This window comes from Nocardia sp. NPDC056541 (genome assembly GCF_042794235.1).
Classification (GTDB): domain Bacteria; phylum Actinomycetota; class Actinomycetes; order Mycobacteriales; family Mycobacteriaceae; genus Nocardia.
Window position 1 is genome coordinate 76,892 of record NZ_JBHTUD010000016.1, and the last position, 17,796, is coordinate 94,687.

17 protein-coding genes are annotated in these 17,796 nt (G+C 68.7%); 8 read left to right on the plus strand and 9 right to left on the minus strand.

The window, feature by feature from the left end:
• The first annotated feature begins 51 nt into the window (after positions 1-51).
• The 3 genes from ACFQ9R_RS25885 (at position 52) to ACFQ9R_RS25895 (ending at position 3,673) form a co-directional block, all read left to right on the plus strand.
• Entirely contained in the window at positions 52-2,370 is a 2,319-nt protein-coding gene (locus ACFQ9R_RS25885) for an Hsp70 family protein (protein WP_378993823.1), read from the plus strand.
• A 172-nt stretch (positions 2,371-2,542) separates the two neighbouring features.
• Positions 2,543-2,689 (plus strand): hypothetical protein, encoded by a 147-nt coding sequence (locus ACFQ9R_RS25890; protein WP_378993825.1) that lies wholly within the window; start codon positions 2,543-2,545, stop codon positions 2,687-2,689.
• 186 nt (positions 2,690-2,875) lie between these two features.
• The gene (locus ACFQ9R_RS25895; protein ID WP_378993827.1) at positions 2,876-3,673 is read left to right on the plus strand and encodes an HAD family hydrolase; all 798 of its coding nucleotides are present in this window, start codon (positions 2,876-2,878) and stop codon (positions 3,671-3,673) included.
• A gap of 43 nt (positions 3,674-3,716) precedes the next feature.
• On the opposite strand, the gene ACFQ9R_RS25900 is transcribed toward ACFQ9R_RS25895, so the two are convergent.
• Positions 3,717-4,127: a VOC family protein gene (locus ACFQ9R_RS25900; protein ID WP_378993829.1), complete on the minus strand. Its 411-nt coding sequence runs from the start codon at positions 4,125-4,127 to the stop codon at positions 3,717-3,719.
• 94 nt (positions 4,128-4,221) lie between these two features.
• On the opposite strand from ACFQ9R_RS25900, the gene ACFQ9R_RS25905 reads away from it, so the two are divergent.
• Positions 4,222-5,160, plus strand: a complete 939-nt coding sequence (locus tag ACFQ9R_RS25905; RefSeq protein WP_378993831.1) for a helix-turn-helix transcriptional regulator — start codon at positions 4,222-4,224, stop codon at positions 5,158-5,160.
• A 75-nt stretch (positions 5,161-5,235) separates the two neighbouring features.
• Here the strand turns inward: ACFQ9R_RS25905 and ACFQ9R_RS25910 are convergent, their stop codons facing one another.
• Together ACFQ9R_RS25910 and ACFQ9R_RS25915 are read right to left on the minus strand one after the other, a co-directional pair.
• The gene (locus tag ACFQ9R_RS25910) at positions 5,236-5,931 is read right to left on the minus strand and encodes an SGNH/GDSL hydrolase family protein (protein ID WP_378993834.1); all 696 of its coding nucleotides are present in this window, start codon (positions 5,929-5,931) and stop codon (positions 5,236-5,238) included.
• 16 nt (positions 5,932-5,947) lie between these two features.
• Complete coding sequence (locus ACFQ9R_RS25915) at positions 5,948-7,366, minus strand: MFS transporter (protein WP_378993836.1); 1,419 nt, start codon at positions 7,364-7,366, stop codon at positions 5,948-5,950.
• Between the two features lie 102 nt (positions 7,367-7,468).
• Between ACFQ9R_RS25915 and ACFQ9R_RS25920 the strand changes: the two genes are divergently transcribed.
• Positions 7,469-8,092, plus strand: coding sequence for a TetR/AcrR family transcriptional regulator (locus tag ACFQ9R_RS25920; protein ID WP_378993838.1), 624 nt, complete (start codon positions 7,469-7,471; stop codon positions 8,090-8,092).
• 51 nt (positions 8,093-8,143) lie between these two features.
• Here the strand turns inward: ACFQ9R_RS25920 and ACFQ9R_RS25925 are convergent, their stop codons facing one another.
• The 6 genes from ACFQ9R_RS25925 to ACFQ9R_RS25950 form a co-directional block, all read right to left on the minus strand.
• Positions 8,144-9,103: a hypothetical protein gene (locus ACFQ9R_RS25925; RefSeq protein WP_378993840.1), complete on the minus strand. Its 960-nt coding sequence runs from the start codon at positions 9,101-9,103 to the stop codon at positions 8,144-8,146.
• Between the two features lie 339 nt (positions 9,104-9,442).
• Positions 9,443-10,300, minus strand: a complete 858-nt coding sequence (locus tag ACFQ9R_RS25930) for a sirohydrochlorin chelatase (protein ID WP_378993842.1) — start codon at positions 10,298-10,300, stop codon at positions 9,443-9,445.
• On the minus strand, positions 10,300-11,595 hold the full coding sequence (locus ACFQ9R_RS25935) for a sulfate adenylyltransferase subunit 1 (RefSeq protein ID WP_378993844.1): 1,296 nt from the start codon (positions 11,593-11,595) through the stop codon (positions 10,300-10,302). The genes ACFQ9R_RS25930 and ACFQ9R_RS25935 overlap by 1 nt, the downstream gene beginning before the upstream one ends.
• Positions 11,595-12,572, minus strand: a complete 978-nt coding sequence (gene cysD / locus ACFQ9R_RS25940; protein WP_378993846.1) for a sulfate adenylyltransferase subunit CysD — start codon at positions 12,570-12,572, stop codon at positions 11,595-11,597. Before cysD ends, ACFQ9R_RS25935 begins: the two co-directional genes overlap by 1 nt.
• Entirely contained in the window at positions 12,551-13,270 is a 720-nt protein-coding gene (locus ACFQ9R_RS25945; RefSeq protein WP_378993848.1) for a phosphoadenylyl-sulfate reductase, read from the minus strand. The genes cysD and ACFQ9R_RS25945 overlap by 22 nt, the downstream gene beginning before the upstream one ends.
• A 20-nt stretch (positions 13,271-13,290) precedes the next feature.
• Positions 13,291-15,075, minus strand: coding sequence for a nitrite/sulfite reductase (locus tag ACFQ9R_RS25950; RefSeq protein ID WP_378993850.1), 1,785 nt, complete (start codon positions 15,073-15,075; stop codon positions 13,291-13,293).
• A gap of 435 nt (positions 15,076-15,510) precedes the next feature.
• Between ACFQ9R_RS25950 and ACFQ9R_RS25955 the strand changes: the two genes are divergently transcribed.
• The 3 genes from ACFQ9R_RS25955 to ACFQ9R_RS25965 all read left to right on the plus strand — a co-directional run bounded on the left by ACFQ9R_RS25955 (position 15,511) and on the right by ACFQ9R_RS25965 (position 17,731).
• Positions 15,511-15,939 carry an SgcJ/EcaC family oxidoreductase gene (locus ACFQ9R_RS25955; protein WP_378993852.1) on the plus strand — a complete coding sequence of 143 codons (429 nt, stop codon included), beginning with the start codon at positions 15,511-15,513 and terminating at the stop codon, positions 15,937-15,939.
• Positions 15,940-16,023: 84 nt separating this feature from the next.
• Positions 16,024-17,211: a radical SAM family heme chaperone HemW gene (gene hemW / locus ACFQ9R_RS25960; protein WP_378994043.1), complete on the plus strand. Its 1,188-nt coding sequence runs from the start codon at positions 16,024-16,026 to the stop codon at positions 17,209-17,211.
• Between the two features lie 277 nt (positions 17,212-17,488).
• Positions 17,489-17,731 carry a hypothetical protein gene (locus ACFQ9R_RS25965; protein WP_067456243.1) on the plus strand — a complete coding sequence of 81 codons (243 nt, stop codon included), beginning with the start codon at positions 17,489-17,491 and terminating at the stop codon, positions 17,729-17,731.
• Positions 17,732-17,796 lie beyond the last annotated feature (65 nt).

Here is a 17,796-nt window from a genome sequence, read left to right on the forward strand (position 1 = left end):
TGCGCTCGCGTGCTGGACGTGGTCACGGTGCGTTGACGGGATAGCAAAAACATGACCAGAGGTCTGGGCTTGAGTATCGGTGCGGTCAATGCGATTTCGGCGGTAGTCGCCGACGATCCGGCCAAACCGGCGGTGCGAACACGACGCACCGCACTGACATTCGACGACGCGGGCAGGCCCCGTATCGGCGCGATCAACGAATTCGCCTCGGCGATCACGGATTTCGCGGATCTCACGCGCGAGCCCGAGCCGATGGTGATGGGTGGACGGTTCTACTCGGCGACCAACCTGATCGCCGCGGTGGTCACCGGTCTGATCGAGCTGGCCGAACCGCCCGCCGGGATCGTGTTGACCTATCCGGCGGTCTATACCGACAAACAGGTCTCGTTACTCGGCCAGGCGCTGCATCTCGCGGGCGCCGGTGAGGTCCTGTTGGTGCCGGAACCGGTCGCCGCCGCGGAATGGCTCGAGGTCGATCGCGGCCCACTGGAGCCGGGCTTCGTGCTCGTCTACGACCTGGGCGCCACCAGCCTCGACCTCACCGTCCTGCGTGTCGGTCCCGACTGGCCGCACCACCCGATGGTCGGGACTCCCACGCGGTCCATCGATTTCGGTGGCAAGCCGCTCGGCGAGATGGTCGCTCGCTACGCGGGCGACCCGGGTCCGGGCCGCGCGACCCAGACCCTCACCTCCATGGTGAACATCGACGCGCTGCGCGCCGAGCACATCCGCGACACCTTCCCGCTGGTCAGCAAGAGCGTATCCGCGGCGGGGCTGCGGCTCGCGGACCTGTCGCGCATTCTCGTGGTCGGCGGTGCCTCGCGTCCGCCCGAAGTCGCCCGCACCCTCGCCGAACTCGGCGTTCCGCTCGTCACCGTCGCCGACCCCGGCCAGGTGATCGCCTCGGGTGCGGCGGGTTTGGCGGCTCGCACCTTCGCGCCGGAGCAGCAAACCGGTGGCCCGGTGCCGCACGTGGCGGTGTTCTCCAGCGCGGCAGTCGTTTCCGCGCTCGCCATGTCGGCGATGACCGTGTTCGGCAGCCCCTTCGACCCCGGCCTGATGCCGGTACTCGACCGGTTCCCGGTGCTGGGCGCTCCCGCCGACGCGTTGCTCTACGACATGAGCGCCGACCTCCTCGCCGCCCGAACCGCAGGTCTGGTCAGCGATGTCGACCCGCTCAACGGCCGCATCCGGGTGGCGGGCATAGCCGCGGCCCGCAGCGCCTACGAGAACTTCATCTCTCCCGCGACCGCGCCCGGCGGCACATCACGCCCCGGCGGCAGCGCCGACCGCGGCGCCCCCGGCCGCCCGGACGTCAGCAACGACTGCAAGTCGCCGGTCCTCGCCCGTACCACCTACGGTGACCCGGCCCGCTTCATCAACCCCTTACCCTTCGGCCAACAGGCCGCCCAGCCCCAGAACACGCCGACCAACCCCGGCACCCCCGAACTTCCCCACGGCGGCCCGGTCTCGAGCCCTGGCACTCCTGCAGTGCCGGGCACTCCGACCTCGCCCGGCACTGTTCCCGCGGTAGGTACCGCGCCGTCGCCGGGTACGGCATCGACGGACGGCACGTCCACACCGACCGGTGGCACATCCACGCCGAGTACGGGTGGCGTGACGGTCGATGTCGGGGGATCGACCCCGACCGGTGGAACCGGCACCGGCACAACACCTTCCAGCCCCGGCACCTCGACCGGCGGGACCGGTGGCACCACCTCGGGCGGAACGCCGACCGGCGGTACGACCGACGGGGATACCACAGGCGGCGCGACCGGTGGCGGAACATCGAGCGGCACAGGAACTTCCGGTGGCTCGACCGGCGGCGGGGCGTCTGATGGCGGTGCATCGAACGGCGGCGGCACCGGCGGTGGTGGTGCATCTGGTGGTGGATCCGACGGTGGTGCGTCCGGTGGCGGTGCCTCAGGCGGCGGTGCCTCAGGCGGTGGTGCGTCCGGTGGTGGTGCGTCCAGTGGTGGTGGATCCGACGGTGGTGCGTCCGGTGGCGGCGCGTCCGGTGGTGGTGCGTCAGGCGGTGGTGCGTCCGGTGGTGGTGCGTCCGGTGGCGGTGCGTCAGGCGGTGGTGCGTCCGGTGGTGGCGCGTCAGGCGGTGGTGCGTCCGGTGGTGGTGCGTCCAGTGGTGGTGCGTCCGGTGGTGGTGCGTCCGGTGGTGGCGTGTCAGGTGGTGCGTCCTCCGGCGGCGGATCCGACAGCGGTGTGTCCTCCGGTGGTGCGGCATCAGGTGGTGCGTCTTCAGGGGGTGCGTCCTCCGGCGGCGCTTCCTCGGGAGGCTCCAAAGGTGGCGCATCGGCAGGTGGCTCCACCGGTGGCGGCGGTGGCGGCGGTGGCGGTGGCGGCTCACGCCGCTGACCATGGGTCACGCCCGTTGCAGCCGCCGCGGCATCAATGTTCTTGCTACTGACAGGTCGGCCTTGCCTCGCCGGTGGGATGAACATCCGATCGGCGAACGAGGTCGGGCGCGAGAACGGGAACTCTAGGGCTTCGTTGTAGGCGACATCGACGTTGTAGGCGACATCGACGAATGCACTCCGCACGTGAAGAGTTCGACGTCATCATCGCTGGAGAACGCCCGGGAGTGCTGAGTGTCCTCGAACACGCAGTGCACGAGCGCGCCACCGCCGACGAGCTCTTCCTCCGACGGCTCCGGCTCTCGCTGCTGATCGGCTGACGCGCCTGCGTAGCCCGGCCGCGGTATCACGTCCATGTCGCGGGGCTCGCTGCGACATGGACGGGTGTGCCACGAGAGTCGATCTCGCGGTCCGCAGCCACGGCGATGCGGTTCGCGCGGCCGGTCGTCGGAGCGCTGGTAGTGAAACCGGGGTGGGCTGTCGGTGGGTGCGGGCACAATAGGGCGGTGGGTTTAGCTGGGGGAGCGCCGAAGCTGATTGCGCTCGATGTGGATGGGACCCTGCTGGCGAAGGGGGTCGATATCAGCGCGCGGGTGGGGGCGGTGGTGCGAGCGGCGGTGTCGGCCGGCGCGCATGTGGTGGTGACCACCGGGCGAACGGTGCTCACCACACGTCCGGTGCTGAGCGAGCTCGGGCTCGCCGAGGGGCATGCGTTGTGTTCCAACGGTGCTGTGCACATCGATGTGGCGCGTGGCGAGCCGGTCGCGGTCCAGTCGTTCGATCCGGGACCTGCCGTACTCGCGCTGCGCGCACTGTTCCCAGCGATGATCTTCGCCGCGGAACAGGTGGGCGTCGGTACCTGGGCGACGGGGCACGGGCCGGGGGAGTTCTCGATCGGCGACTTCCGATTGGTCGACCACCGCACACTGAGCAGTGTGCCGACCCCGCGCCTCAACGGCTGGTGGCCCGACGGCAGCCCCGACGAAATGCTGCGCCTCCTACAAGAATTCGATGTGCCCGATGCCTCCTGGGTGCACGGCGAGTACGGTCCGTGGCTCACGGTCTCCCGGCGCGGCGTATCCAAAGGCTGGGCACTGGAACGACTTCGGATCCTCCTCGGCGTAGAGGCCGATGCGACCCTGGCCATCGGCGACGGTTTCAACGACCGGGAGATGTTGCGCTGGGCGGCACATTCGGTAGCGATGGCAGGCTCGCCCGACGCGGTGCTCGCCCTCGCCGACGAGGTGACCGGAGACGTCAGCGAGGACGGAGTGGCCACCGTCCTCGAGCGCTGGTTCGCCTGAGCACCGCGGTTGTCGCCACCGGCGCCACAGCCTGACGCGGGACCTAGGTCGGCATCGACGCGGTCATCGCCACATAGTGGGGGTTCGCCATGATCCCGAGCACATTGCCGAACGGATCCAGCACCGCCGCGGTCGCGAACCCGGCTCCTTCGCCGCGTTCGGTGATCGGCTCGTACTCGGTGGCGCCGAGCTCGAGCAACCGGGCGAAGGTGGCCGCGAGGTCGTCGACCTGCCAGAACACGACTCCGCCTCCACCCGGTGCATTGCGTGCGCCTGCCGGGGCATACGCGCGGTTGATGATGCCCAGCTCGGCTTGCAACGGCCCGAGCCGAAACTCGTAGTACCCGCCGGGTACCTCGTAATACGGCGCGATGCCGAGGAATTCGCTGTACCAGTCCTTGGCGGCGGTGAGGTCGTCGGCGTAGTAGGTGGTGGTGGCCATTCCGCGCAGCATGTCTGCTCCATTCGGTTGTCGCTTCGGTGTGACAACGACCTTGCCAGCCAAAGTGCTCACCGAATGAGCACTTTGTTCGGCAGAATTGCCGAGTATGCGAGCGGACAGATTGGTAGCCACCCTGTTGTTGATGCAGGCACGCGGGCGGGTGACGGCCGCGGAGGTCGCGGCCGAGCTCGAAGTCTCGGTGGCGACGGCCCGCCGTGACCTGGAGGCTTTGTCGGCCGCGGGCATCCCGGTCTATCCGCAATCGGGTCGCGGGGGCGGTTGGTCGCTGATCGGCGGCGCCCGCACAGACCTGTCCGGGCTGACGGCGGGGGAGACCAGGGCGCTGTTCCTGCTCGCGGGTCCGGCGGCCCAGGCCGCCCCCGAACTGAAGTCGGCCCTTCGTAAACTGGTCCGCGCCCTGCCGCACACTTTCCGCGCCGATGCGGCCGCCGCAGCCGACGCGGTTGTGGTCGATCCGGCGCGGTGGGGTCGTCCCGATCCTCGAGCACCCGCGGTGCTCGATACGCTGCGCCGCTCGGTGGTGGATCGCCGCCGCGTGCGCATCGAATACCTGCGCAAGGGGGAACGCACGGTCCGCACGATCGATCCGTGGGGCTTGGTCGAGAAGGAGACGGTCTGGTATCTCATCGCGGGCACCGACCGCGGGCAGCGAACCTTCCGCCTCGACCGGATCGCCGAGGCCATCACGCTCGACGAAACAGCCGACCGACCAGCGGATTTCGATCTCCACGCGGAATGGGCGCAGGTCGTCGAGCAGATGGAGGGGCGGCGCGCCGCCGTTTCCGCGACGGTTCTCGTCTCCACCGAGCTCGCCCCCATCCTGGCCGATCAGCAGGGCCGCAACTGCACTCTGCTCGGCCCGGCACCCGACGGTCGGGTGCGAGCACAGATCTCCGCCGATACCGCGAACATGGTCGCCCGGCAGCTGGCGGGCTGGGGCGGCGACGTGGAGGTGGTCGGTCCTGCCGAGGTGAGATCCGAACTGGTCGCACTCGGTACTCGATTGGTGCACGACAACAGGTGAGCGACGCATCGGCGCACAGGCCGTTGCCGGCTGAGGTCTGTGCGGGGCGATCCTGCTGCGACCGCCCCGCCCCCACTACGACCTGTCGATGAGCGAGGCCAGCGACCTGACCACCTCACCGGCCACCACCGCGTGCCCACTCGTGGTGAAGTGGATGAGGTCCGCGCTCATCAACTCGGGTCTCGACCGCAGCGGATGGTTCCAGAATTCGGTGAGCACCGCATCGAATTCGGCGGCCACCGCCCGCACCACCTCGTTGAACGCGATCATCTGCGGCCGCATGGCTCGCATCGGGGCCATCCGCTCGACCGACCACACGTCGGCCACGGTGAAAATCGACAGCTGTGCCCCGGTGGCGGCCAGCGCGGTGAGGATCGTCGACAGATTCGTGTGCAGTTGATCGACGTTACCGCCTGCGGTGAACAGGTCGTTGCCGCCGCAGCTGAGGTGCACGAGATCCGGTGCGAACTCCAGGATTTCGGCGAGCTGCCGGTCGATGACCTGACCGCTGGTCGCGCCGATCCGGCCCGTATTGCGATAGGCCAGTGCGGGATTCACCGAGGTGAGGTGTGCCGCGACCCGATCGGCCCAGCCGGTGGGAGCGTATCCGGGACTGGGGTCACCCGTCCCCGCGGCGATCGAATCGCCGAGCACCGCGAAACGCTGCCACGGCGCCCCCGCGAGCAGTGCGGCGGCCTGCTCCGGTGCCAGTACGAGTGGATCATCGGCCTCGGCGGAGAACTGCACGGATAGCGGTGTGCTGGAAGACATGTCGATCTCCTCTGGTTCAGTCGGTCGAACGAGCCCGCGACGGCGCGGCGAGCAGCAGGGCGACGGCGAGGTTGATGGCCGCGCACACGGCGAACAGCAGGTGGAAGCCGCGAAGGGGGTCGTCGGAGGTCGCCGAGAAGATGGCCGCCAGGACGGCGATGCCGAGTGCTCCGCCCACCTGCCGGGCGGTGACGTTCATTCCGATACCCGCCGCGAACTGCTGCGGTGGAACAGAACTCGCTGCCGCGGTGCCGAACACCGTGACGACGATGCCGATCCCGCCGCCGCCGAGCACGCCCGCCGGAATCCACGCTGTCCACAGCGCGGGTTCGGGCCCGAAGGCGTCGGTGCTCATCCAGACCAGCGCGGCTGTCGACATCAGCGCCCCGAGCACACCTACCCACCGCTGGCCTGCCGGTGCCGTAATCCGCCCGGTGACAACGGCGGTCACCATCGAGGCCACCGCGCCGACGGTCAGCGCCGCCGCCGATTCGAGGACGGAGTAGCCCCAGATGGCATCGAGGAACAGCGGACCGGCCAGCAGCCAGGCGAACATCGAGGCGCCGAACAGGAACGAACCCGCATTCGCCACGGCGAATTGCCGATCACGCCACAGTGCCACGGCGACAGCGGGATTGGCGTGCCGACGGGAGCGAAGCAGCGCGAACGTGGTCAGCGCGAGACCGCCGAGCAAGGCGACGAGCGTGCCGGGTGCGGTCCACCCCCACGACTGGCCTTCGGTGACGGCCGCGACGATCGCACCGAGCCCGATCGCGACGGCGAGCGTGCCGAGCGGATCGGGCAGCGTCGTCTCGCGGGAGCCCTGGTCGCCGCCGGGCAGCCGCAGCCCCGGCACGATCAGCGCCAACGCGATCGGCACATTGATCAGGAACACCGCGCGCCAGCCGAACGCCTCGACCAACGCGCCACCCAGCGCCGGGCCGACCACCGCCGCGAAACCACCGGCGGCCGACCAGGCGCCGATGGCGGCGCCGATCTTCGCTCGTGGCGTGGCCTCCAGGACCAGCCCGAGTGCCGCGGGCACCATGAACGCCGCCGCGATGCCCTGCAGGACCCGTCCGGCGATGAGCCAGCCCGCGCCGGGCGCCAGCCCGCACAGCAGCGAGGTGATGGCGAATCCGGCCAGTGCCAGCGCGAACAGGCGACGGCGACCCAGTGCGTCGGCGATGCGCCCGGCCGGGGTGAGCAGCGCCGCGAACGCGATCGCGTAGCCGCTGACGATCCAGGTCAGCGTCCCGGTGGGGGTGCCGGGATAGCTCAGGGCGATCGTCGGGAACGCGATGTTGACGACCGAGAGGTCGAGGAAGGCGATGAATGCCGCGCCCGAGGCGACGGCGAGGGTGCGGCCTGCGGCGCTGCTGTCGGGAGTAGCTGTGCTGAGCGGATCTTCGGGCCGAGCTGTCACGTCGGTCATGCGGAGTCCTTCGAGGGGGAGAATAAGAACGTACGATCGTTCGTAAATAAAAGTACGACCGATCGTTCGCCTTCGCAACCCCGCAGTGGAACAATGATGCACATGACCCAGTTGTCGGAACCGAGCGATCAGCGGTTGGCCAAGGGCGCCCGTGCGCGCGCCACCATCGCCCGGCGCGCCGCCGAACTCGCCTCTGTCGAGGGTCTCGACGGCCTCAGCATCGGCCGGCTCGCCACCGACCTCGGCATCAGCAAGAGCGGCATCGCCACCCTCTTCGGTACCAAAGAGGCGCTCCAACTCGCCGCCGTTCAGGCGGGCCGTGACATCTTCATCGAACGAGTCATCGCCCCCGGCCTGCGCGCGCCACGCGGTGGAACCCGGGTTCGCGCGCTGATCGACGGCTGGTTCGCGCACATCGAGAATCCGCCCTTCCCCGGCGGCTGCTTCCGGGTGGCCACCCTCACCGAATTCAGCAGCAAGCCCGGTCCCGTGCGCGACGCCGTCGTCGCCGACCACGACTACTGGCTGTCCTTCCTGGCCGGTGAGGTCCGGAAGGCTCAGGCCATGGGCGAACTCGTCGACGTCGACCCCGATCTGCTGGTCTTCGAACTGGACGCGATCGTGAGCGCCGCCAATGTCGCTCGCCAGACCGGTGATTCGGCTCGTGTGGAAGCGGCCCGCACCATCGCGACCCGCTTGTTGTCGGACGCGCCGAGTCGAACGTAGCCGACCGGGTTCGCGGATGCGCTCTGGCCTGACACGGCAACAGTCGCCGTGTCAGGGAGCCGGGATCTCCAGAGTGGTGAGGGTGAATGCGGCTGTCCGGACGACATCGTTGTGCTGGAAGTCCAGGAACAGGCGGTAGGTCCCGGGGCCCGGAACCGCCGTGTGGAAGGTGACTTCGGGACCCGAAGGCGTGACTCCGTCGCCGGGTTCGCCGTTGGGGTGGACGTGGACGTACGCGAGGTCTCCCGCGCGCAGGATGACGAGGTGGCCGAAAGCCGCCAGGTACGGCTGCAGATCTGTCACCGGCTCGCCGTCTTTGCGCACGGTGAGCGTCAGTAGATCGCCCTCGGTGCGCAACTCACCGGCCACTGTCACCTGATAGCCGTCGACCTCGGTGGTGCGGTTCACCACCGGAACCGGCTGTGGCGCATAGTGTCCCGCGATCGCCAGATCGGCGCCGAGGGTGATGGTGCGGCCGAGTGCGCGCGGTGCGATATCGGTGAACACCCGATAAGCCCCGGCTTCGGGGAGGTCCAGCTGGATCACCCAGGTGCCGTCCGCTTCCCGTCGCGGGTGTACATGCCAGAACCCGGTCAGCTCGCGACGCGCCACGATCAGGTGCAGTTCGCGATCGTGAATCGCGTCGAACTCGGTCACTGCCGACCCGTCCGGGCCGAGAATCCGGAATCGGAAGTCGATCTTGCCGGGCTCGGCGATCGTGGTGTCGAGGTCGAGGGTGTACCCGTCCTGCGTAATCCGCAGGCCCCCGGGCAGGCCCGCATCGTGCCCGGCTGCGTGTGTGCCGTGTCCGGCGTGAGTGCCACCGCCGTGCTCGGAGTGGGCCTCGTGTCCTTCATGGGCGCCACCCTGCGGCGCGTGACCGTTGTGCGGGGCGTGCGCACCGCCGCCGTGTTCGGCGTGTCCGCCGTGCGCGGTGCTCTGTTCGACGTGGCCGGGCTGGGCTGCGGCGTTGACGTGTGCGGTGTGTCCGGCGTGGGCGTTGGTGGTCATCGTTTCGCCTCTCTCAGTTCGCTGTGCGTTGATACGAACATATACCCCTGGGGGGTATATCGTAAAGAGTGGAATGCGTGTGAGCTGCGCCACCGTGGATGCCGAGTCCGGTTGTGCCGAGAGCCGCACCAGTAGACGCGATACAGGCGAACTTCTGGCCGTAGAGGTGATGGCGACGTCGATCCGAAGTGAAGGCGCGGATCGTCGCGGGTGCGGATGTGGGCAGCGCGAACCTCCCGCTCGCGTCCCGAACCGGTCGGAGTGGGCTCGGCCGAATCGAGGGCAGCGCGAGGGGTTACCCCATTCGGGGCGGGACCAAGCGGCCCGGATCTGCTGGGATCAGGCCGAGAGTACGAGCTCGGTGGCGACGGAAGTGTCGTATCGAGCCCAGATCACGTCGACCAGCGCGGAGTGTGCTCCGATCACGTCGGCATGCACGACCTCGGGCGCGGCCGCGACCAGCCGGTCGGTGAGCAGCCCCGGCGCCAGAAACCACGGCGCGACGACGATGCGTTCGGCGCCGCGGGCGCGCAGCTGATCCACCGCCAGATCGACACTGGGTTCGACTGTCGCGAAGCACATTTCAGTAGGGCAGCCGGTCACCGCCGCCAGTCGTCGAGATACCACCGCGGTCCGCCGATTGGCCGCGGCGTCGCGCGAACCGACCGCGGCGACGGCGATTCCGACCGGAGCATCACTCAACGGATCTGTTGTGGCAGCGAGCGCACCCGGAAAGGCTGGGACCAACGGTGTGACCAGGGTGGGGAGCGGGGGGACGCGGCAGGAGAGTGCGACTCGGTCGGCTACCGCGGCGATGAGCAGCGGATCGGGGCCGAGTACCGCCGCCTGGGTGAGTTGCAGCCGGGGATGACGGCGGCCTGCCTCGGCCAGTAGCGCCGGAAGGTCGACCCGCGCGTGAAAAGCGTTGCCCAGCAGGAGCGGAACGACGATCACGTCGGTGTGCCCCTGGGTGGCGAGGTCGTCGACCACCTCGTCCACCGAGGGCGTGCTGAGATCCAGAAAAGCCAGCCGGACCGGGATGTCGGGCCGGGCAGCGGCAACGTCGGCGACCACGGCCGCCATGGTCGCCGCCGAACGCGGATCGCGGCTGCCATGGGCAACCGCGATCAACGCGGGCCCGCCCGCGCCGCGCGGCACCGCAACGGCACCACGCGGCGGAGCGGGCAGGCGATACATCAGACCGCGGTACCGACCTCGACCGAGGTCAGCACGTCGCCGACCAGGCCGGCCGCGAGCGTGTTGCCACCGGCGGGGTCGATCAGCAGGAACGACCCGGTGTGCCGGTTGGTGCGGTAGTCGTCGGCCGGGATCGGCTCGGCCAAGCGCAGCGAGACGCGACCGATGTCGTTGAGCTCCAACGACTCCGGGCCGGCCTGTGCGGTGAGCGTCTGCTCGTCGAACCGCTCCACGAGCGCGCCGACGATGGCCTGGGTGGTCTTGGCGCCGTGCTTGAGCAGCAGCCGGGCGCCGGGACGCAGACCCTTGTCGCCGAGCCAGCACACGGTCGCGTCGAAGGTGTCGATCGACTCCGGCGCGTCGTGCACCGAGGCGATGATGTCGCCGCGTGAGATGTCGACCTCGTCGGCCAGGATCAGCGTCACGCTGCGCCCGACCTGCGCCACGGCCAGTTCGCCGTCCGGGGTGTCGATGCGCTCGACGGTGGTCTTCTTACCCGAGGGCAGCACCACGATCTCGTCGCCGGGTGACACCGAACCGGCCGCGATCTGACCCGCGTAACCCCGGTAGTCGGGGTATTCGGCCGTGCGCGGACGGATCACGTACTGCACCGGGAAACGCAGACCCAGCGCGTGCGTACCAGTCGAATCAGCGTCCACCGGAACGGACTCCAGGTGCTCGATCAGCGACGGGCCGTTGTAGTACGGGGTGTTCTCGGAGCGGCTGGCGATGTTGTCGCCGTGCAGCGCCGAGACCGGGATCTCGATGACGTCCTCGGTGGCCCAGCCCAGCTTCGAGGTGAGCTCGTTGAACTCGGCGGAGATCTCGGCGAACACCTCGGCCGGGTTGTCGACGAGGTCGATCTTGTTCACCGCGAGCACCAGACGCGGCACACCGAGCAGTGCCAGCACGGCCGCATGGCGACGGGTCTGCTCGATGACGCCCTTGCGTGCGTCGGTCAGCAGGATCACCAGCTGCGCCGTGGACGCGCCCGACACCGTGTTGCGGGTGTACTGCACGTGCCCCGGCGTATCGGCCAGCACGAAAGACCGCTTGGGCGTGGCGAAGTAGCGGTACGCCACGTCGATGGTGATGCCCTGCTCACGCTCGGCGCGCAGGCCGTCGACGAGCAGCGACAGGTCCGGCGTGGACAGTCCACGGTCGACCGAGGCGCGGGTGACCGCGTCGATCTGATCGGCCAGCACGGACTTCGTGTCGTAGAGCAGCCGTCCGACCAGCGTGGACTTGCCATCGTCGACAGAACCGGCGGTGGCCAGCCTCAATAGGTCGGACATCAGAAATAACCCTCTCGCTTGCGGTCTTCCATGGCGGCTTCGGACACACGGTCGTCGCCACGCGTAGCGCCACGTTCGGTCAGTCGTGACGCCGCGACCTCGGCCAGGATGGCCTGGTTGTCGGCGGCGTCGGAGATGATGGCGCCGGTGGTGGAGCCGTCGCCGACGGTGCGGTAGCGCACCGAACGGGTCTCGAGGACCTCGTTCTCGTTCGGGCCGCCCCACACGCCGGGCGTCATCCACATGCCGTCACGGGAGTACACCGGACGCTCGTGCGCGTAGTAGATCGACGCCAGGTCGATGTCCTCGCGGGCGATGTAGCGCCAGATATCGAGCTCGGTCCAGTTGCTCAGCGGGAACACGCGCACGTGCTCACCCGGCGCGTGCTTGCCGTTGTAGAGGTTCCACAGCTCGGGGCGCTGACGCTTCGGATCCCACTGCCCGAAGGCGTTGCGCAGCGAGAAGATCCGCTCCTTGGCGCGCGAGCGCTCCTCGTCGCGACGACCGCCGCCGAAGACCGCGTCGAAGCGGTGCTCGGTGATGGCGTCGAGCAGCGGCACGGTCTGCAACGGGTTGCGGATACCGTCGGGACGCTCGGTCAGGCGGCCGTCGGCCAGGTACTCCTCGACCGAGGCCACGTGCAGGCGAAGGCCGTAGCGCTCGACCACTTTGTCGCGGAACTCGAGCACCTCGTCGAGGTTGTGGCCGGTGTCCACGTGCAGCAGCGTGAACGGCAGCGGCGCGGGCCAGAAGGCCTTGAGCGCCAGGTGCAGCAGGACGGTGGAGTCCTTGCCGCCGGAGAACAGGATCACGGGACGCTCGAATTCGCCCGCGACCTCACGGAAGATGTGGATCGCCTCGGATTCCAGCGCCGCGAGGGTGTCGAACTCGGACAGGCCGAGTTCGCGTTCGGTGGTGTTGGTACTCACAGGCTCACTCCCAGTGGTGGTGATGGTCATGATTGGTGCAATCCGCATTCGGTCTTGGCGATACCGGCCCAGCGGCCGCTGCGCGGATCGGACCCCGGCTCGGGCTTGCGCGTGCACGGCGCGCAGCCGATGGACGGGTAGCCCTCCTCCACCAGGGGATTGACGAGAATGCCGTTGGCCTCGATGTAGGCCTGCATCTCGTCGTCGGACCACGGTGCGATCGGGTTGATCTTCACCAGGCCGAAGGCTTCGTCGAACGAGATCAGTGGCGCGTTGGCGCGGGTGGGCGCCTCGACGCGGCGGATGCCGGTGATCCACGCGTTGTAGCCGTTCAGCGACTTCTTCAGCGGGACCACCTTGCGCAGCCGGCAGCATTCGGCGGCGTCGCGGGCGAACAGATCCTTGCCGAGCAGTTCGTCCTGCTCGGTGACGCTCGCCTCGGGGCGCACGTTCACCACATTCACCCCGTACACGGCCTCGACCGCGTCGCGGGTGCCGATGGTCTCGGCGAAGTGGTAGCCGGTGTCGAGGAACAGCACGTCCACACCGGGACGGGTCTGCGCGGCCAGGTGGACCAGCACACCGTCCTGCATGTTCGAGGCGACGATGTAGCCGTTCCCGAAGTTGCGGTCGGTCCAGGCGATCAGGTCGGCGGGCGAGGCGTCGGGGCCCAGCTCCGCCGCGCCCTGCTCGGCGAGCGCGCGCAATTCGGCTTCGGACAGTTTGGCCGCGAGATTCGTTGTCACAGTGGGGATCTCCTCATCGACTATCGGAGGTCGGCCTCGTCGGCGCGCACAGCCCACACCGCGAAGCGTTCCCCGGATTCCCGGTTCTTGACGAAGTTGCGGACGACGCGATCGATGTAGTCACCGAGCTCGACGCTGGTCACCTTGTGCTGACGCAACTTCCGGCCGAACGCGCTGTCCAGGCCGAGGCTGCCACCGAGATGAACCTGGAAACCCTCCACCTGATTCCCGGTGCCGTCGTCGACGAGCTGGCCCTTGAAGCCGATGTCGGCGATCTGGGACCGGCCGCACGAGTTCGGGCACCCGTTGATGTTGATGGTGATCGGCACGTCGAGTTCGGCGTTGATGTCGGCCAGGCGCTGCTCGAGTTCGGGTGCGAGCACCTGCGAACGCTTGCGGGTCTCGACGAAGGACAGCTTGCAGAACTCGATGCCGCTGCAGGCGAGGAGGTTTCGACGCCAGACCGAGGGGCGGGCCTGCAGGCCGAGCGGTTCGAGTTCGTCGATCAGCGCGTCGACCTGGTCGTCGGGGATGTCGAGGACGATCAGCTTCTGGTACGGGGTGAAGCGGATGCGATCCGAGCCGTACTTCTCGGCGGCGTCGGCGACCTTGCTCAGGATGGTGCCCGAGACGCGACCGGCGATGGGGGAGAAGCCGACGGAGTTCAGGCCGTTGCGCAGCTTCTGGACACCGACGTGGTCGATGGGCTTGGCCGGCTGCACGGGTGCCGGACCGTCGATGAGCTTGCGCTTCAGGTACTCGTCCTCGAGTACCTGACGGAACTTCTCGATGCCCCAGTCCTTGATCAGGAACTTCAGGCGGGCCTTGGTGCGCAGGCGGCGGTAGCCGTAGTCGCGGTAGAGCGAGACGACCGCTTCCCACACGTCGGGGACCTCTTCGAGGGGCACGAAAGCGCCGACGCGCTGCGCCAGCATCGGGTTGGTGGACAGACCGCCGCCGACCCAGAGATCGAGGCCGGGGCCGTGCTCGGGGTGGTTCACGCCGACGAAGGCGATGTCGTTGATCTCGTGCACCACGTCCTGCTGGCCCGAGATCGCGGTCTTGAACTTGCGGGGAAGGTTCGAGTACTCCTTCTTCCCGATGTAGCGCTTGACGATCTCGTCGATCGCCCAGGTGGGGTCGATGATCTCGTCGAGCGACTCGCCCGCGAGCGGCGAACCGAGGACCACGCGCGGGCAGTCGCCGCACGCCTCGGTGGTGTGCAGACCGACCGACTCGAGCCGGCGCCAGATCTCCGGGACGTTCTCGACCTCGATCCAGTGGTACTGGACGTTCTCGCGGTCGGACAGGTCGGCGGTGTCGCGGCCGAACTCGGTGGAGATCTGGCCGATCGTGCGCAGCTGGGCGGCGGAAAGCGCACCGCCGTCGCACCGCACCCGCATCATGAAGTACTTGGCTTCGAGCAGGTCGATGTTGTCGTCGTCGGTGAAGGTGCCGTCGTAGCCCTCTTCACGCTGGGTATAGAGACCCCACCAGCGGAAACGGCCACGCAGGTCGGCTTTGTCGATCGAGTCGAAGCCGCCCTTGGCGTAGATGTTCTCGATGCGCGAACGCACGTTGAGCGGGTTGTCGTCCTTCTTGGACTGCTCGTTCGGGTTCAGCGGCTCGCGGTAACCGAGGGCCCACTGGCCTTCGGACCGGCGGCGGACCGGCTTGCCGGTGCGGGCGCGCGGTGCGACCGGGGCATCGGTGCTCGGGCGGGCCGGGCGCTGGGCAGCTGAACGCTCAGTGCGGGCCTGCGCCGTCGACTGTTCGGTCGAACCGGCGTCGGTGCTCGACGTCATGGGTGGTCGCTCCTGCGGGGGTGTTGGGACATCCGTGCTGAAGGCGCGAGGGGCTGGCTCGCGTCAGGGGAGTCAGCGGGCCGATGAAAGTCGAAGGCACCGGGGGATACCCGGGCGTGGACGCCGCTGCGCTACCGGTGGAAACCGGGCCGACAACAGGCGCTGCAGACACGCTGGAAGTCGACGTGGCGACGGGCCACGAGTCGTACTCCAGTTGCGTGCATGTGGCTATTGTGCCACGTCAGCCTGGTCGTTCCGACCGCAAGGAGATATTTCCCGCACTTTTGGGGGAAATTCCCTGGACGGCCGTCCTGTTCTGTGACGGGGGTCATAGGCCGCCGCCCGGAACCGGGCTGTGATACCCCGCGCGGGCATGTGTGCGGTGCCGCACAGCGCGGTTGACCTGGATCGCACTCGAGGTTGCACAGTAGTGCCATGAGCAATGACGCCACCGCCGCCGGTCAGACCCCCGCCGATCTCGGCACCGAACTCGCGGCCATCCGCGCCGTCGTCGACACCATCGCGCATGCCCAGGCCAACGAACTGGCCGAGGAGTTCGTCGCCGTCTTCCGGGAAGACGCGATCTGGACCACCGGTCACGGCAAGCGGCTGTTCGGGCGCCCGGCCATCGCCGAGTTCACGGCGCAGGTGCTGCCAGGGGCCACGACGCACGGCACCGCGACCTACGAGATCGAGCACGTGCTGTTCCTGCGGCCCGATGTCGCCGCCGTCAAGATCCGCCAGAGCTACTGCACCCTCGACGGCGAGTTGTCCGGGCAGGGCACGCCGATGTATGTGATGACCAAGGAAGACGGCGCCTGGGTGCTCACCGCCAACCAGAACACGCCCGTCGTGACGGACTGACGTGCGAGGGGCCGGGCGGAGCGCGCTACCAGGGCCCGGCAGACTGGAGGGGTGACTACCAGCGCTGCTTCCGGGGTTCCCGGCGTGACACCGGCCGATGCCGATCGACCGGTGCTGCGCGATTTCGGGAGCGGCGCGTTCGGGGTGTACGTGCACGTGCCCTTCTGCGCCACGCGCTGCGGGTACTGCGACTTCAACACCTATACGGCGGGGGAGCTGGGTACTTCGGCGTCGCCGCAGTCGTGGCTGGAGGCGTTGCGCGGCGAGCTCGCGACCGCCGCGGCCGAGTTCGGTGCCCTGCCGAGCGCGACGCCCGCGGTGTCGACGATCTTCGTCGGCGGCGGGACACCGTCGCTGCTCGGTGGTGACGGGCTGGCGTCGGTTCTCGATGCCGTGCGGGCGAACTTCACCCTGGCCGCCGACGCCGAGGTGACCACCGAATCCAACCCGGAATCCACCTCGCCCGAGTTCTTCGAGCGGCTCCGCGTGGCGGGCTACACCCGGATCTCGCTCGGCATGCAGTCCGCCGCACAGCACGTGCTGAAGGTGCTCGATCGCACGCATACGCCGGGCCGCGCGGTCGCCGCGGCTAAAGAGGCGCGCGCGGCCGGGTTCGACCACGTGAACCTCGATCTGATCTACGGCACCCCGGGCGAGACCGATGCCGATCTGGATCTGAGTCTGGACGCGGTGCTGGCCGCCGGTGTCGATCATGTCTCCGCCTACTCCCTGATCGTCGAGGACGGAACCGCGCTGGCACGCAAGGTCCGCCGTGGTGAACTGCCCGCACCCGACGACGATGTCCTCGCCGCCCGCTACGAACGCATCGATGCCCGCCTCGCCGACGCCGGTCTGACGTGGTACGAGGTCTCCAATTGGGCCGCGAGCGATGCCGCCCGCTGTCAGCACAACCTGGGCTACTGGGACGGTGGCGACTGGCTCGGCGCCGGCCCCGGCGCACACAGCCATGTCGGCGGCGTTCGCTGGTGGAACGTCAAGCACCCCGCCCGCTACGCCGACCGTGTCGCCCTGGGTGGTCTCCCCGCCGCGGGCTGGGAGGCCCTCACCGACGACGAGCGCTACACCGAACACCTCATGCTCACCGTCCGCCTCCGGACCGGCCTGCCTCTCGCGGATCTAGCCCCCTCGGCAAGCTCGGCCCTCGACCGCATTCTGGCCGACGGCCTGGCCCGCGTCACCGGCGACAATCTGGTCCTCACCGACCGTGGCCGCCTCCTCGCCGACGGCATCGTTCGCGACCTCCTCACCTGACCGCGCGAGGGGGCGCGGGAGCCGTTCTCGGCTGATCGACGGGCTGCTGAACCAGTCGAAGAATCGCGCGAGTGGTGATGTCATCGTGATCTGAATTTCGAGATTTCTCAGGCTTGGGATCGCATCCAAAGATTGCCCGGTCATCCTGGTGTAATCCACCAATGCACACCTGGCGAGAGGCCTCGAACAGCGGGGTGCTCTAAGGGTATGTTCGGTGGGTTCGGGGTGGAAGATAACGATTAGGGGCGTAGGCTTCGGCTCGATCCTAGGGAGTTATATGTCCACCGAACGGCACATCACCCTCGTCCACGAGCAGAGCGAATTCGCTGAAGCGCGCTCCGCGGAGAAGGCGGAGAACGCTCGTCAATGCGCGGTCGCCGCGCGGACGGTCGCTTCGCACTCGAACGACGCCGAAGATTGCACGTCGCTGCTGGCGATGTTGGGTCTCGACGCCCTCGCGGGCAAGCAGGTCGGCGCCCCCGACTCCGCCGCTCGCTGCGGCGCTGCTGCCCGAGTCTGATCCGGCACCGGCCGCCCGAATCGGGCGGCCACTGCCGACGCCTTCGCCGACGCGCTGACATCGCC